Source organism: Nonomuraea rhodomycinica (assembly GCF_013363995.1).
GTDB lineage: Bacteria > Actinomycetota > Actinomycetes > Streptosporangiales > Streptosporangiaceae > Nonomuraea > Nonomuraea rhodomycinica.
On sequence record NZ_JABWGO010000012.1, the window covers coordinates 291,436 to 305,185 of the forward strand.

The 13,750-nt window shown below is 72.9% G+C and carries 13 protein-coding genes; 11 read left to right on the forward strand and 2 right to left on the reverse strand.

Annotated features, from left to right (window positions below):
• Window positions 1–114: 114 nt before the first annotated feature.
• The 9 genes from argC (at window position 115) to HT134_RS37040 (ending at window position 9,226) form a co-directional block, all read left to right on the forward strand.
• On the forward strand, window positions 115–1,167 hold the full coding sequence (argC, locus tag HT134_RS37000) for an N-acetyl-gamma-glutamyl-phosphate reductase (protein ID WP_246366197.1): 1,053 nt from the start codon (window positions 115–117) through the stop codon (window positions 1,165–1,167).
• Window positions 1,164–2,315, forward strand: a complete 1,152-nt coding sequence (gene argJ / locus HT134_RS37005) for a bifunctional glutamate N-acetyltransferase/amino-acid acetyltransferase ArgJ (RefSeq protein ID WP_175605114.1) — start codon at window positions 1,164–1,166, stop codon at window positions 2,313–2,315. The genes argC and argJ overlap by 4 nt, the downstream gene beginning before the upstream one ends.
• Window positions 2,312–3,220 carry an acetylglutamate kinase gene (gene argB, locus HT134_RS37010; RefSeq protein ID WP_175605115.1) on the forward strand — a complete coding sequence of 303 codons (909 nt, stop codon included), beginning with the start codon at window positions 2,312–2,314 and terminating at the stop codon, window positions 3,218–3,220. The genes argJ and argB overlap by 4 nt, the downstream gene beginning before the upstream one ends.
• On the forward strand, window positions 3,213–4,391 hold the full coding sequence (locus tag HT134_RS37015; RefSeq protein ID WP_175605116.1) for an acetylornithine transaminase: 1,179 nt from the start codon (window positions 3,213–3,215) through the stop codon (window positions 4,389–4,391). Before argB ends, HT134_RS37015 begins: the two co-directional genes overlap by 8 nt.
• The gene (gene argF / locus HT134_RS37020) at window positions 4,388–5,305 is read left to right on the forward strand and encodes an ornithine carbamoyltransferase (RefSeq protein WP_175605117.1); all 918 of its coding nucleotides are present in this window, start codon (window positions 4,388–4,390) and stop codon (window positions 5,303–5,305) included. Before HT134_RS37015 ends, argF begins: the two co-directional genes overlap by 4 nt.
• The gene (locus HT134_RS37025; RefSeq protein WP_175605118.1) at window positions 5,302–5,808 is read left to right on the forward strand and encodes an arginine repressor; all 507 of its coding nucleotides are present in this window, start codon (window positions 5,302–5,304) and stop codon (window positions 5,806–5,808) included. Before argF ends, HT134_RS37025 begins: the two co-directional genes overlap by 4 nt.
• 22 nt (window positions 5,809–5,830) lie before the next feature.
• Window positions 5,831–7,030: an argininosuccinate synthase gene (locus HT134_RS37030; RefSeq protein ID WP_175605119.1), complete on the forward strand. Its 1,200-nt coding sequence runs from the start codon at window positions 5,831–5,833 to the stop codon at window positions 7,028–7,030.
• Window positions 7,031–7,094: 64 nt separating this feature from the next.
• Window positions 7,095–8,519: an argininosuccinate lyase gene (argH, locus tag HT134_RS37035; protein ID WP_217708790.1), complete on the forward strand. Its 1,425-nt coding sequence runs from the start codon at window positions 7,095–7,097 to the stop codon at window positions 8,517–8,519.
• Window positions 8,501–9,226, forward strand: a complete 726-nt coding sequence (locus tag HT134_RS37040) for a DNA-3-methyladenine glycosylase (RefSeq protein WP_175605120.1) — start codon at window positions 8,501–8,503, stop codon at window positions 9,224–9,226. Before argH ends, HT134_RS37040 begins: the two co-directional genes overlap by 19 nt.
• Here HT134_RS37040 and HT134_RS37045 read toward each other — a convergent pair.
• A complete protein-coding gene (locus HT134_RS37045) occupies window positions 9,166–9,567 on the reverse strand; it encodes a PH domain-containing protein (protein ID WP_175605121.1) in 402 nt (133 codons plus the stop codon). The two genes, HT134_RS37040 and HT134_RS37045, sit on opposite strands and share 61 nt — an antisense overlap.
• A gap of 85 nt (window positions 9,568–9,652) precedes the next feature.
• Between HT134_RS37045 and tyrS the strand changes: the two genes are divergently transcribed.
• Window positions 9,653–10,918 (forward strand): tyrosine--tRNA ligase, encoded by a 1,266-nt coding sequence (tyrS, locus tag HT134_RS37050; protein WP_175605122.1) that lies wholly within the window; start codon window positions 9,653–9,655, stop codon window positions 10,916–10,918.
• Between the two features lie 136 nt (window positions 10,919–11,054).
• Here the strand turns inward: tyrS and HT134_RS37055 are convergent, their stop codons facing one another.
• Complete coding sequence (locus HT134_RS37055) at window positions 11,055–12,557, reverse strand: glycosyltransferase family 39 protein (RefSeq protein ID WP_175605123.1); 1,503 nt, start codon at window positions 12,555–12,557, stop codon at window positions 11,055–11,057.
• A 34-nt stretch (window positions 12,558–12,591) separates the two neighbouring features.
• Here HT134_RS37055 and HT134_RS37060 point away from each other — a divergent pair, with 34 nt between their 5' ends.
• On the forward strand, window positions 12,592–13,185 hold the full coding sequence (locus HT134_RS37060) for an HAD family hydrolase (RefSeq protein WP_175605124.1): 594 nt from the start codon (window positions 12,592–12,594) through the stop codon (window positions 13,183–13,185).
• Window positions 13,186–13,750: the final 565 nt, after the last annotated feature.

The window sequence follows — 13,750 nt, forward strand, 5'->3', positions numbered from 1 at the left end:
CGTTCACGCCGTGCGCAGGGGAAACGCGCCGGTCCCCGGCGTGCCGCACCCCCTCCGACTTGCATGTTCTTGCTCTGCCGTGCATCATTTCTGCAAGCAAGGACATGAGAAGTGATGCATGACTATGCAGACCTGGAGGTAGGGATGAGGGCGGCGGTCGCAGGTGCCAGCGGCTACGCGGGAGGCGAGCTGCTCCGGCTGCTGCTCGGCCATCCCGAGTTCGAGATCGGCGCGCTGACCGCGGCCTCCAGCGCCGGCACTCCGCTCGGCGCCCACCAGCCCCACCTCGCCCCCCTGGCCGGCCGGGTCATCGAGGAGACCACCACCGAGGCGCTCGCCGGCCACGACGTCGTCTTCCTCGCGCTGCCGCACGGCCACTCCGCCGCCGTCGCCGCGGAACTGGGCGAGGACACGCTCGTGGTCGACTGCGGCGCCGACCACCGGCTCGCCGACCCCGCCGCCTGGCAGGAGTTCTACGGCGGCGAGCACGCCGGCACCTGGCCCTACGGCCTGCCCGAGCTGCCCGGCCAGCGCGAGGTGCTCAAGAGCGCCCGGCGCGTCGCCGTCCCCGGCTGCTACCCCACCTCCGTCCTGCTGGCCCTGGCGCCCGCCTTCGCCGCCGGCCTGGCCGAGCCCGACGTCGTCGTGGTCGCCGCCAGCGGCACCAGCGGCGCCGGCCGGTCGCTCAAGGCCCACCTGCTCGGCAGCGAGGTCATGGGCTCCGTCAGCGCGTACGGCGTGGGCGGCGTCCACCGGCACACCCCCGAGATGGAACAGGGCCTGTCCAACGTCGCCGGCGCCCCGGTGCGCGTGTCGTTCACCCCCACCCTCGCCCCGATGAGCCGCGGCATCCTCGCCACCTGCACCGCGCCCGCCACTCCCGGGCTCACCCGCGCCGCCGTCCGCGAGGCGTACGAGAGCGCGCTGGCCACCGAGCCGTTCGTCCGGCTCCTGCCCGAGGGCGTCTGGCCCGCCACCTCCATGACGTACGGCGCCAACACCGCGGCCGTGCAGGTGACGCTCGACGAGCGCGCCGGCCGCCTCGTCGCCGTCATCGCCATCGACAACCTCACCAAGGGCACCGCCGGAGGCGCGCTCCAGAGCGCGAACCTCGCCCTCGGCCTGCCAGAAGAGCTCGGTCTCCCCACGACAGGAGTCGCCCCATGAGCGTGACCGCCCCCCTCGGCTTCCGGGCCGCGGGCATCGCCGCCGGCATCAAGTCCGGCGGCTCCCGCGACCTCGCCCTCGTCGTCAACGACGGGCCCAGCCGCGCCGCCGCCGGCGTCTTCACCGCCAACCGCGTGAAGGCCGCCCCCGTGCTGTGGTCGCAGCAGGTCCTGAGCGGCGGCAGGGTGCGGGCGGTCGTCCTCAACTCCGGAGGCGCCAACGCCTGCACCGGCCCCGAGGGCTTCCAGGACACCCACGCCACCGCCGAACGGGTGGCCGGCGTGCTCGGCGACTCCGCCGGCGAGGTCGCCGTCTGCTCCACCGGCCTCATCGGCGAGCGCCTGCCCATGGACGCCCTGCTGCCCGGCGTCGACCAGGCCGCCTCCCAGCTCTCCCGCGACGGCGGCCTGGCCGCGGCCGACGCGATCCGCACCACCGACACCGTCTCCAAGATCTCGTTCAAGCGGGCCGACGGCTACATGGTCGGCGGCATGGCCAAGGGCGCCGGCATGCTCGCCCCGGCCCTGGCCACCATGCTCTGCGTCATCACCACCGACGCCGACCTGACCAGCGGCCAGCTCGACGCCGTGCTGCGCCGGGCCACCTCCCGCACCTTCGACCGGCTCGACGCCGACGGCTGCATGTCCACCAACGACACCGTGCTGCTGCTGGCCAGCGGCGCCTCCGGGGTCGTGCCCGACCTGGCCGAGTTCGAGCAGAAGGTCACCGAGGTCTGCGCCGACCTGGCCCGCCAGCTCCTCGTCGACGCCGAGGGCGCCACCAAGGCCGTCGCCATCGAGGTGGTCGGCGCCGCCACCGAGGAGGACGCGCTGCTGGTCGGCCGCGCCGTCGCCCGCTCCAACCTGCTCAAGTGCGCCGTCCACGGCGAGGACCCCAACTGGGGCCGCGTGCTGTCCGCCGTCGGCACCACCTCCGCCGCGTTCGAGCCCGACCGGGTCAACGTCGCCATCAACGGCATCTGGATCTGCCGCGGCGGCGCGGTCGGCGACGACCGGTCCAAGGTGGACATGCGCCCCCGCGACGTGACCATCACCATCGACCTGTCGGCGGGCGCCCAATCGGCGACCATCCACACCACCGACCTGACCGCCGCCTACGTCCACGAGAACTCGGCGTACTCGTCATGACCGCCTCCTCCGGAACCGGCCCCTCGCTGCGGGCCAACGGCGCCCACGCCAAGGCCGGAACGCTCATCGAGGCGCTGCCCTGGCTGACCCGCTTCCACGGCGCGACCGTCGTCGTCAAGTACGGCGGCAACGCCATGACCGAGGAGGCGCTCAAGGCCGGCTTCGCCGAGGACATCGTCTTCCTGCGCCACGCCGGGCTGCGGCCGGTCGTCGTCCACGGCGGCGGCCCCCAGATCAGCGAGCACCTCGACCGGCTCGGCATCGAGTCCACCTTCACCGCGGGCCTGCGCGTCACCACGCCCGAGGCCATGCAGGTCGTCCGGATGGTGCTGGTCGGCCAGGTCAACCGCGACGTCGTCGGCCTGATCAACCGGCACGGCCCGTTCGCGGTCGGCCTGTCCGGCGAGGACGCCCACCTGTTCACCGCCGAGCGCAAGCACGCGATCGTCGACGGCGAGCCCGTGGACATCGGCCAGGTCGGCGACATCGTCAGGGTCGAGCCCGGCGCCGTGCGCGCGCTCATCGACGACGGCCGCGTCCCGGTCGTCTCCAGCGTCGCCCGCGGCGAGGACGGCCAGGTCTACAACGTCAACGCCGACACCGCCGCCGCGGCGCTCGCGGTCGCGCTCGGCGCCCAGAAGCTCATCGTCCTGACCGACGTCGAGGGCCTGTACGCCAACTGGCCCGACGACACCGACGTCATCGACCAGCTCGGCGCCGCCGAGCTGGAGGACCTGATGCCCACCCTGTCCAGCGGCATGGTGCCCAAGATGGAGGCGTGCCTGACCGCGGTGCGGGGAGGCGTCCCCCAGGCGCACGTCCTCGACGGACGGGTGCCCCACGCCCTCCTGCTGGAGATCTTCACCGACGAAGGAATCGGAACCATGGTGATGCCCGATGAGTGAGCAGCCCAGCCTGTTCGACCGGTTCGAGCGGGCGTTCATGCCCAACTACGGCGTCCCGCCGGTCGCGCTGGCCCGCGGCGAGGGCACCCGCGTGTGGGACGTGGACGGCAGGCAGTACCTCGACTTCATCGGCGGCATCGCGGTCAGCTCCCTCGGCCACGCCCACCCGGCGCTGGTCGAGGCCGTCTCCCGTCAGGTGGCGACCATCGCCCACACCAGCAACCTGTTCCTGCACGAGCCCGAGGTGCTGCTGGCCGAGCGGCTCCAGGGGCTGCTCAAGGCGCCGGCGCGGGTCTTCCTCGCCAACTCCGGCACCGAGGCCAACGAGGCGGCCTACAAGCTCGCGCTCAAGTACGGCCGGCGCGAGGGCCGCAGCTACTTCGTCGCCGCCGAGAACGGCTTCCACGGCCGCACCATCGGCGCCCTGTCGCTGACCGGCAAGAAGGCCATCCGCGACCAGTTCGGCCCGTTCCCGGTCGATGTCCGCTTCGTCCCCTACGGCGACGCCGACGCGCTCAAGGAGGCCGTGACCGGCGACTGCATCGCCGTCTTCCTGGAGCCCACCCAGGGCGAGGCCGGCGTCGTCCCGCCGCCCGACGGCTACCTGGCCGCGGCCCGCGAGATCTGCGACGCCACCGGCGCGCTGCTCGTGGCCGACGAGATCCAGTCGGCGATCGGCCGCACCGGCCACTGGTTCGCCCACCAGGCCGACGGCTTCACCCCCGACATCCTCACCCTGGCCAAGGGCCTGGGCGGCGGCCTGCCGATCGGCGCGTGCGTCGGCTTCGGCGAGGCCGGCACCCTGTTCGCCAAGGGCGACCACGGCTCCACCTTCGGCGGCAACCCGGTCGCCTGCGCCGCCGCCCTGGCCGTGCTCGACAACGTCGACCTCGGCCACGTCCAGCAGGTCGCGACCCGGCTGCGCGCCGGCCTGGAGGCGATCGGCCACCCGCTGCTCAAGGGCGTGCGCGGGCGCGGGCTCTGGCTCGCCGCCGTGCTGACCGAGCCGGTCTCCGGCCGCGTCCAGGAGGCCGCCGCCGGCGCCGGGTTCCTCGTCAACGCACTGCAGCCCGACGCCGTACGGCTCGCCCCGCCGCTCGTCGTCACCGAGGCCGAGATCGACGCGTTCGTGTCCGCGTTCCCCGCCATTCTCACGGAGGCCGCCCGGTGAGGCACTTCCTCAGGGACGACGACCTGTCGCCAGCCGAGCAGGCCGAGGTGCTCGACCTCGCCGAGGCCATGAAGAAGGACCGCCACGGCTACCGCCCGTTCGAGGGGCCCAGGACCGTCGCCGTGCTGTTCGACAAGCCCTCCACCCGCACCCGCGTGTCGTTCGCCGTCGGCGTCGGCGAGCTGGGCGGCCTGCCGCTCGTCATCGACGGCGGCTCCTCCCAGATGGGCCGCGGCGAGCCGATCGAGGACACCGCCCGCGTCCTGGAACGCCAGGTGGCCGCGATCGTGTGGCGCACCTCCGGCCAGGAGCGGATCCAGGCCATGGCCTCCGCCTCCGGCGTGCCCGTGGTCAACGCGCTGACCGACGAGTTCCACCCCTGCCAGATCCTCGCCGACCTGCAGACGGTCCGCGAGCGCTTCGGCCGCGCCGCCGGGCTCACCCTCGCCTACTTCGGCGACGGCGCCAACAACATGGCCCACTCCTACCTGCTCGGCGGCGCCACCGCCGGCATGCACGTGCGCGTCGCCGCGCCGGCCGGCTACCAGCCCGACCCCGTCGTCCTCGACCAGGCCGCCGCCATCGCGGCCCGCACGGGAGGCTCGGTGCTCGCCACCTCCGACCCCGCCGCCGCGGCCGCCGGCGCCCACGTCGTCACCACCGACACCTGGGTGTCGATGGGCCAGGACGGCAAGGAGGAGCGGGTCGCCGCGCTCATGCCGTACCAGGTGAACGCGGAACTGCTGGAGCACGCCGCGGACGACGCGATCGTGCTGCACTGCCTGCCCGCCTACCGCGGCTACGAGATCACCGCCGACGTCCTCGACGGACCCCGCAGCGCCGTGTGGGACCAGGCCGAGAACCGCCTGCACGCCCAGAAGGCGCTCCTGCACTGGCTGGTGACCCGACCATGACCATCCCCATGACCAAGGCCGCCCGCCAGGCCAAGATCACCGACCTGCTCCAGCGGCAGGCCGTGCGCTCCCAGCCCGAGCTGGCCAAGCTGCTCGCCGAGAGCGGCGTCGAGGTCACCCAGGCCACGCTGTCCCGCGACCTCGACGAGCTCGGCGCGCTCAAGCTGCGCGCCGAGGACGGCTCGCTGGTCTACGCGCTGCCCGGCGAGGGCGGCGGCCGCATCCCGGTCGCCCGGCTCGGCACCGGTGAGTCGCCCGCCGCGCGGCTGCACCGCATCGCCGAGGAGCTCCTCGTCTCGGCCGAGGCGTCGGCCAACCTGGTCATCGTCCGCACCCCGCCCGGGGCCGCCCAGTTCCTGGCCTCGGCCATCGACCACGCCGACTGGGAGTCCATCCTCGGCACCGTCGCGGGCGACGACACGATCCTCGTCATCAGCCGCGACCCGCAAGGCGGCCAGGCGGTGGCCGAGTCCCTGCTCAAGGCCGCCGACCGCCGCACCTAGCCACACCCGGGAGGTTCCTCACATGAGCGAGAGAGTGGTCCTCGCGTACTCCGGCGGACTCGACACGTCCGTCGCCATCCCGTTCCTCGCCGAGAAGATGGACGCGGAGGTCATCGCCGTCGCGCTCGACCTCGGCCAGGGCGGCGAGGACATGGACGTGATCCGCAAGCGCGCCCTCGACTGCGGCGCCGCCGAGTCGGTCGTGGTGGACGCCAAGGAGGAGTTCGCCGCCGACTTCTGCGTGCCGGCCCTGCGCGCCAACGCCCTCTACATGGACCGCTACCCGCTCGTGTCGTCGCTGTCGCGGCCGCTCATCGTCAAGCACCTGGTCGCGGCGGCCGAGCGGTTCGGCGGCACGGTCGTCTCCCACGGCTGCACCGGCAAGGGCAACGACCAGGTCCGCTTCGAGGCGGGCCTGGCCGCCCTCGCCCCCGGGCTGCGCGTCGTCGCCCCGGCCCGCGACTTCGCCTGGACCCGCGACAAGGCCATCGAGTTCGCCGAGGACAAGGGCCTGCCGATCGAGACGACGAAGAGGAACCCGTTCTCCATCGACCAGAACCTCTGGGGCCGCGCCATCGAGACCGGCTTCCTCGAGGACATCTGGAACGGCCCCACCGAGGACGTCTACGCCTACACCGCCGACCCGGCCGCCCCGCGCGAGCCCGACGAGGTGGTCATCACCTTCGAACGAGGCGTCCCGGCCGCGCTCGACGGCCGCCCGCTCACCCCGTACCAGGTGATCGACGAGCTCAACCGGCGCGCCGGCGCCCATGGCGTCGGCCGCATCGACCTGGTCGAGGACCGGCTCGTCGGCATCAAGTCCCGCGAGGTGTACGAGGCGCCCGGCGCCGTCGCGCTCATCACCGCGCACATGGAGCTGGAGAACGTCACCGTCGAACGCGACCTGGCCCGCTTCAAGCGCGGCGTCGACCAGCGCTGGAGCGAGCTCGTCTACGACGGCCTGTGGTTCTCGCCGCTCAAGGACGCGCTCGACGCCTTCGTCGCCGACGCCCAGAAACACGTCTCCGGCGACGTCCGCATGACGTTGCACGGCGGACGCGCCACCGTCACCGGCCGCCGCTCCGGCCAGTCCCTGTACGATTTCTCGCTGGCCACCTACGACACCGGCGACAGCTTCGACCAGTCCCTGGCCAGGGGCTTCGTCCAGCTCTTCAGCCTTCCCGCCAAGATCGCGGCGGCCCGGGACGCCCGGCACGGGTGACGTGCACTAAGGTCGCGCAGGAGATCCGGCGCCGGCGCGGCCAGACAATCTTGACGAGGAGGAGATGACAACCGTGAGTGAGGGGAAGCCGATGCGGCTCTGGGGCGGACGTTTCGAAGGGGGCCCGGCCGACGCGCTGACCCGGCTGTCGGTGAGCGTGCACTTCGACTGGCGGCTCGTGCCGTACGACCTGGCCGCCTCGCGCGCCCACGCCCGCGTGCTGCACCGCGCCGGGCTGCTGGACGAGCAGGAGCTGGAGCGCATGATCGGCGCGCTGGACGACCTGGAGCGCGCCTGCAAGGCGGGCGAGTTCCGGCCGACGGTCGCCGACGAGGACGTGCACACCGCGCTGGAGCGCGGCCTGCTGGAACGGCTCGGCTCGCTCGGCGGCAAGCTGCGCGCCGGCCGCAGCCGCAACGACCAGATCGCCACCGACCTGCGCCTGTACCTGCGCGACCACGCCCGCACCATCGTCTCCCGGCTGGTCGAGCTGGAGACGGCGCTCATGGAGCAGGCCGGGCAGCACGCCGACACCGCCGCCCCGGGCATGACCCACCTGCAGCACGCGCAGCCGGTGTCCTTCGGCCACCAGCTGCTCGCCCACGTCCACGCCTTCGCCCGCGACATCGACCGCCTCACCGACTGGGACAAGCGGGCCGCGGTCTCGCCGCTCGGCGCGGGCGCGCTGGCCGGCTCCTCGCTGCCGCTCGACCCGCAGGCGGTGGCCGCCGAGCTGGGCTTCGACAGCGCCGCCCCCAACTCGATGGACGCCGTGGCCGACCGCGACTTCGCCGCCGAGTTCCTGTTCGACGCCGCCATGATCGGCGTCCACCTGTCGCGGCTCGGCGAGGAGATCGTCCTGTGGGCCTCGCAGGAGTTCCGCTGGATCGAGATGGACGACGCCTACTCCACCGGCTCGTCGATCATGCCGCAGAAGAAGAACCCCGACGTGGCCGAGCTGGCCCGCGGCAAGTCCGGCCGGCTCATCGGCAACCTCATGTCGCTGCTGACCACGCTCAAGGGCCTGCCGCTCACCTACAACCGTGACCTGCAGGAGGACAAGGAGCCGGTCTTCGACGCCGTCGACACCCTGCTGCTCGTCCTGCCCGCGATGGCCGGCCTGGTCGCCACGATGCGCGTCAACACCGCCCGCCTCCAGGCGTCGGCACCCGACGGGTTCGCGCTGGCCACCGACCTGGCCGAGCTGCTCGTCCGGCGCGGCGTGCCGTTCCGCGACGCCCACGAGGCCGTCGGGCACCTCGTCGTGTACTGCCAGTCCTACGACAAGGACCTCGGCGACCTCACCGACGACGAGCTGATCAAGGTGTCGGAGCACCTGACGCCCGACGTCCGCGACGTGCTCAACGTGCCCGGCGCGCTGGCCGCCCGCAAGGCCCACGGCGGCACCGCCCCCGACCGGGTCCGCGACCAGATCGCCGCGCTGCGCGAGGTCGTCGACGCCCAGGCCGCATGGGCGGCGGGCTCCTGACCTCCGCGCCGCTGCCGCGCTCGTTCTTCGACCGGCCCTCCCACGAGGTCGCGCCCGACCTGCTCGGGCGCGTCCTCGTGCACGGCCCCGTCGCGGTGCGGCTCACCGAGGTCGAGGCGTACGGCGGGCCGGGCGAGGACCCGGCCGCCCACACCTACCGGGGCAAGACGCCCCGCAACGCGGTGATGTTCGGGCCGCCGGGCCACCTGTACGTGTACTTCACCTACGGCATGCACTTCTGCGCCAACCTGGTGTGCCTGCCCGAGGACCACGGCTCGGCCGTGCTGCTGCGCGCCGGGGAGATCGTCGCCGGGCTCGACGTGGCCCGGGAGCGGCGCACGGCCAACGGCGACGCCTCCCGGCGGATCCCCGGACGCGACCTCGCCCGCGGCCCCGCCCGGCTGGCGACCGCGCTCGGCCTGACCCGCGAGCACAACGGGCTCGACGCGGTGCTGGAGGGCGCGCCCGGCCGGTTCACGCAGCTCGGACTGACCGGTGTCCCCGCCGGGGCCGCCGCCGTCCTGGAGGGCGCCCCGCCCGAGCCGGCCGCCGTCCGGTCAGGCCCCCGCACCGGGATCTCGACCGCGAAGGACACGCCGTGGCGGTTCTGGATCGACGGCGACCCCACCGTGTCGCCGTACCGGGCTCACGTGCCGCGCCGCCGCAGCACCGCCGCCACCTCGGTGGGGGAGGCGCCCAGCTCGTGAGCGCTGAACAGGTGCAGGTGATCGCCGGTGTCGACCTCCAGCATCTCGCTGCGCAGGCCGTACCTGCGGTGCACCTCCACCTTGACGTCCCGTACGTCCGCCCACGGCACGTGCCTGCGCCCGGCGAACCCGTGCACCACGGTGATCCCGTCCTCCGACACCGACAGCCGGACGGGCACGAGCACGTCGCGCAGGCCCATGGCGCCCACGAGCGCCGCGGCCGGCACGGCCAGGATCACCCCGCGCACGTCCCCGTCCACGTACCAGAAGACGGCGAGACCCGCGCACCCCAGAGCCCCTAAGATCTTCGAAACGGCCAGCTCGCGACGGACCCTCCACATGGTTGCCGAGCGTATTCCAAGTGGCGGGGTGAGGCCGCGATCGGGCAGGCTGTAACCAATCGACGTCTATCGGAAAGCCAGCACCGTGACCGACATTCTGGACGAGCTCCAATGGCGCGACGTCATCGCGCAGACCACCGACATCGCGGCCCTGCGTGAGGCGCTGTCGAAGGGGCCGATCACGGTCTATGCTGGCTTCGACCCGACCGCCCCGTCCCTGCACATGGGCAACCTCGCGACGCTGCTGATCCTCACCCGCTTCCAGCGGGCCGGCCACCGGCCGGTCGGGCTGGTCGGCGGGGCCACCGGCCTGATCGGCGACCCGAGCGGCCGCAGCACCGAGCGCGTCCTCAACACCACCGAGGTCGTCGCCGAGTGGGTGAGCAGGATCCGGGTGCAGCTGGAGAAGTTCCTGTCCTTCGAGCCCGGCCCCACCGCCGCGGAGGTCGTCAGCAACCTCGACTGGACCGCCGGGCTGTCGGCCATCGACTTCCTGCGTGACGTCGGCAAGCACTTCCCGGTCAACCGCATGCTGGCCCGCGAGTCGGTCTCCGCCCGGCTCGGCGGCGAAGGGCTCAGCTACACCGAGTTCAGCTACCAGATCCTCCAGGCCAACGACTACCTGGAGCTCTACCGCCGCCAGAACTGCACGCTCCAGGTCGGCGGCAGCGACCAGTGGGGCAACATCACCGCCGGCGTCGACCTGATCCGCCGCGTCGAGGGCGCCCACGTGCACGCGCTCACCGGCAAGCTCATCACCAAGGCCGACGGCACCAAGTTCGGCAAGACGGCCGGCGGCGCGGTCTGGCTCGACCCCGAGCTGACCACCCCGTACGCCTTCTACCAGTACTGGCTCAACGCCGACGACCGCGACGTGATCCGCCTGCTCAAGGTGTTCACCTTCCGCACGCGCGAGGAGATCGACGCGCTGGAGAAGGCCGTCGCCGAGCGGCCGTTCGCCCGCGAGGCGCAGCGCACGCTCGCCGAGGACCTGACCGCCCTGGTCCACGGCGCCGACGAGCTCGCGGCCGCCGTCGCGGCGTCCAAGGCGCTGTTCGGGCAGGGCTCGCTGGAGGAGCTGCCCGCCGCGACGCTGCAGGCCGCCCTGGCCGAGGTGCCCAAGGCGGCCGTCCCGGCGCTCGGGGCGCCGCTGGTCGACCTGATGGCCGACAGCGGGCTGGTCGAGTCGAAGTCCGCGGCCCGGCGGGCGGTCAAGGAGGGCGGGGCGTACCTCAACAACGTCAAGATCACCGACGAGGCGTACGTGCCGACCTCCGACGACCTGCTGCACGGGCGCTTCCTGGTGCTGCGGCGCGGCAAGAAGTCGATCGGCGGCGTCGTCGTCGGCTGACCCGGCTCTTCCACCGCGGGCTCTCCCCTCAGGGGAGGGCCCGCGCTCATGTGCGCCGTGCGGCGGTCGGCTTCGCTCGCGGCGTGAGCCGTGCGCCGGTCGGCTGCGCTCGCGCCGGTCGCCGTGCGCCGGTCGCTCAGTGGCGGCCGGCTTCCCTTGCGGAACGGCTGTACAGGGCGACCGTGAGTCCCGGCAACTCGGCCGAGTGCCACGACGAGACCGGTTCGAAGCCGGCCTCCTTGACCGCCTTCACCCGGGGCAGCCTGTCGCCGGCGGCCTTGGCCCCGCGCCACACCACCCAGACCCGCCGCCGGTCCCGCAGCGCCTCGGCGACGTCCGTACGCTCGGGGAAGCCGAACCCGCCCGCCTCCGGCGCGGGACTCAGCCGCAGCACGTCATCGGCCAGACCAGGGGGCGCGTAGTAGTCGAAACCGGCGCGGACCGAGCTCTGTCCGAACACGATCGCGTCCCCCTCCCGCGCCGCCACCCGCCGCACCGCGCCGGGGAAGTCCTCGAACCGGCCGTTGACGGTCCTCAGCTCCGTGTGCCGGTCCAGCCCGGCGACCGCCGCGACGCCCACCAGCAGGCAGCCCGCCGCCACGGCCGCGACCGGGGGCCGCACGGCCGCCACGGCCAGGGCCGCCAGCAGCGCCAGCGCCGGGGACGTGACGAACAGGTACCGGTCCACGTACAGCGGGGTGACCAGCAGCGACACGGTGAGCAGCAGGATCGGCGGCCCCGCCAGCCAGGCGCCCAGCGCCGCCGACCACGCCCGCGCGCGCGGCCAGGTCAGCGCCACGCCCGCGAGCGCCACGGCGAACACCAGCACGCCCGCCGTCTCCGCGCCCGTCGCCATCTTGGGGAACTTCAGCAGCACCTCCGGCCCGCGCTCCTGGATCCAGCTCACCGCGTGCCGCTCGCCGTACCCGACCAGGCCGAGCACCAGCGCCGGCACGCACCCGGCGGCCAGCGCGGGCAGGGCCCGGGTCAGCAGCTCACGGTGCCGCGACGGCTCCTGGCCTCGCGCCGGCTCGTCGGATCGCGGCGTCGAGAGCAGGATCGGCAGGTGGGCGGGCAGCGTGAGCACCGCGAACAGGTGCGTCGAGCAGACCAGCGCGACCGACACCCCGTACAGCACCCATCCCCGCCGCGGCGTCGCGCGGGTGAGGCGGTGCAGGCACCAGAAGGAGAACACGACGGCCGCCGCCGCGAACGCGTACGGCCGGGCGAACGCGCCGTAGTACGACACGGACGGCAGGACCGCGAACAGCACAGCGGCCGTCACCCCCGCCCGGCCGCTGTGCAGCCGCCGGCCCAGGTCGGCGAGCAAGCCCGCTGCCACCCCGATCGCCAGCGCGGACGGCAGCCGCAGCCACAGCTCGGCCGTCCCGAACTGGGTCCACAGGTGCATGAACAGGTAGTACGGCAGGAAATGCCCGTCGATGTGCCGGGCCAGCTCCCACAGTCCGGCGAGGGAGCGGGAGGCCGCGCTGATCGTGGCCAGCTCGTCGCCGTTGAGGGAGGCGGAGCCGGAGCCGCTGAGCGCCGCCACGCCGCCCGCCACCCCTGCGGCCCAGGCTCCCCACCAGCGGGTACGGGTGGCGGGCGGGGCGATCGGGGTGAGGGTGGCGGCGGTCATCACCGGGGCAGAATACGCGCATAAGCTCATGGACATGGCTGATGTGATCGTTTTCGACCTGTACGGCGTGATCGCCCGGACCCAGACCGAGGAGGCCAAGCAGCGGCTCGTCGAGCTGGCGGGGGTTCCCGGCGAGCGGTTCTGGGAGGCGTACTGGGCGTGCCGTCCGGCCTACGACGCGGGCCAGGACGGCGCCGCGTACTGGGCGGCGGTGGCCGATCACCTGGGCGCCCGGTTCGCCGACGTCCCGGCGCTGCGGCAGGCCGATCTCGACAGCTGGTGCCAGGTGGACGAGGAGATGGTCGGCCTCGTACGCGAACTGGCCGGCCGGGGACGCAGGCTCGGGCTGCTCTCCAACATCATCGAGGACCTGGTGCCGGTGTGGGAGACACGGCACGGGTCGTGGCTCGGCGGGTTCGCGGCGCTGACGTTCTCGTGCCGGATCGGGGTGGCCAAACCCGACCGGCGGGCGTACGAGATCTGCGCCGAGCGGATGGGGGTGGCACCGTCCGACGTGCTGTTCTTCGACGACAACGAGGCCAACGTGGTGGCGGCGCGCGAGGCGGGCATGTCCGCGGAGCTGTTCACCTCGGCGGACCAGGTGCGCGCGCTGACGACCCTGCCCTGAGCGCCGGGCGTTTCCGTGTCCCGGCGCGGTCGGCTGGGCGAGGCCGCGGTGGTGGTCACGCTGGTGGTCACGGTGGTGGGCGGGGCCCCGTGGCGAGGAGGCGCGCCGGTGCGTGGCCTGATTTGACGAGGAGCGGATGGCGACCTAGTCTTTGTCTTCGCCCGGGAGTGAGCCGGACGCCAGATGGCGGCCGGGCCCCAGGGCAAATCCCTTCACAGCGAGCCACTCGGCCGGCGTGCTTCGGCGCGTGCAGGTCCGGGCCGTTCTGGGTGCGTCCACGTCACCGGAAATCCGGTTGATTCGACACGACCAGGGTGGCACGGTAAGTTGCGGGGGTTGCCTCTTACCAGGTGATCACCGATCTGGAGATTGACACCAGATCAGAGAGTCTGATAAGATAGCAACACGGAGTCTGCGCCTCTTGCAGTACTGAAGAGTACGCGTCCGTTTCTTGAGAACTCAACAGTGTGTTAAAAGCCAGTGCATGAACAATGCATGACCCCGTCATATCGGCGAAAGCCGGTGACGGATTCCTTTTAAGTTAGAGATCAGACCTTTAATGGAG

What these genes read in the sequence shown, in the direction of transcription:
- argC (WP_246366197.1), top strand. Translation starts at nt 115, where the DNA reads ATGCATGACTATGCAGACCTGGAGGTAGGGATGAGGGCGGCGGTCGCA.
- argJ (WP_175605114.1), top strand. Translation starts at nt 1,164, where the DNA reads ATGAGCGTGACCGCCCCCCTCGGCTTCCGGGCCGCGGGCATCGCCGCC.
- argB (WP_175605115.1), top strand. Translation starts at nt 2,312, where the DNA reads ATGACCGCCTCCTCCGGAACCGGCCCCTCGCTGCGGGCCAACGGCGCC.
- HT134_RS37015 (WP_175605116.1), top strand. Translation starts at nt 3,213, where the DNA reads ATGAGTGAGCAGCCCAGCCTGTTCGACCGGTTCGAGCGGGCGTTCATG.
- HT134_RS37025 (WP_175605118.1), top strand. Translation starts at nt 5,302, where the DNA reads ATGACCATCCCCATGACCAAGGCCGCCCGCCAGGCCAAGATCACCGAC.
- HT134_RS37030 (WP_175605119.1), top strand. Translation starts at nt 5,831, where the DNA reads ATGAGCGAGAGAGTGGTCCTCGCGTACTCCGGCGGACTCGACACGTCC.
- argH (WP_217708790.1), top strand. Translation starts at nt 7,095, where the DNA reads ATGACAACCGTGAGTGAGGGGAAGCCGATGCGGCTCTGGGGCGGACGT.
- HT134_RS37040 (WP_175605120.1), top strand. Translation starts at nt 8,501, where the DNA reads ATGGGCGGCGGGCTCCTGACCTCCGCGCCGCTGCCGCGCTCGTTCTTC.
- HT134_RS37045 (WP_175605121.1), bottom strand. Translation starts at nt 9,567, where the DNA reads ATGTGGAGGGTCCGTCGCGAGCTGGCCGTTTCGAAGATCTTAGGGGCT.
- HT134_RS37055 (WP_175605123.1), bottom strand. Translation starts at nt 12,557, where the DNA reads ATGACCGCCGCCACCCTCACCCCGATCGCCCCGCCCGCCACCCGTACC.
- HT134_RS37060 (WP_175605124.1), top strand. Translation starts at nt 12,592, where the DNA reads ATGGCTGATGTGATCGTTTTCGACCTGTACGGCGTGATCGCCCGGACC.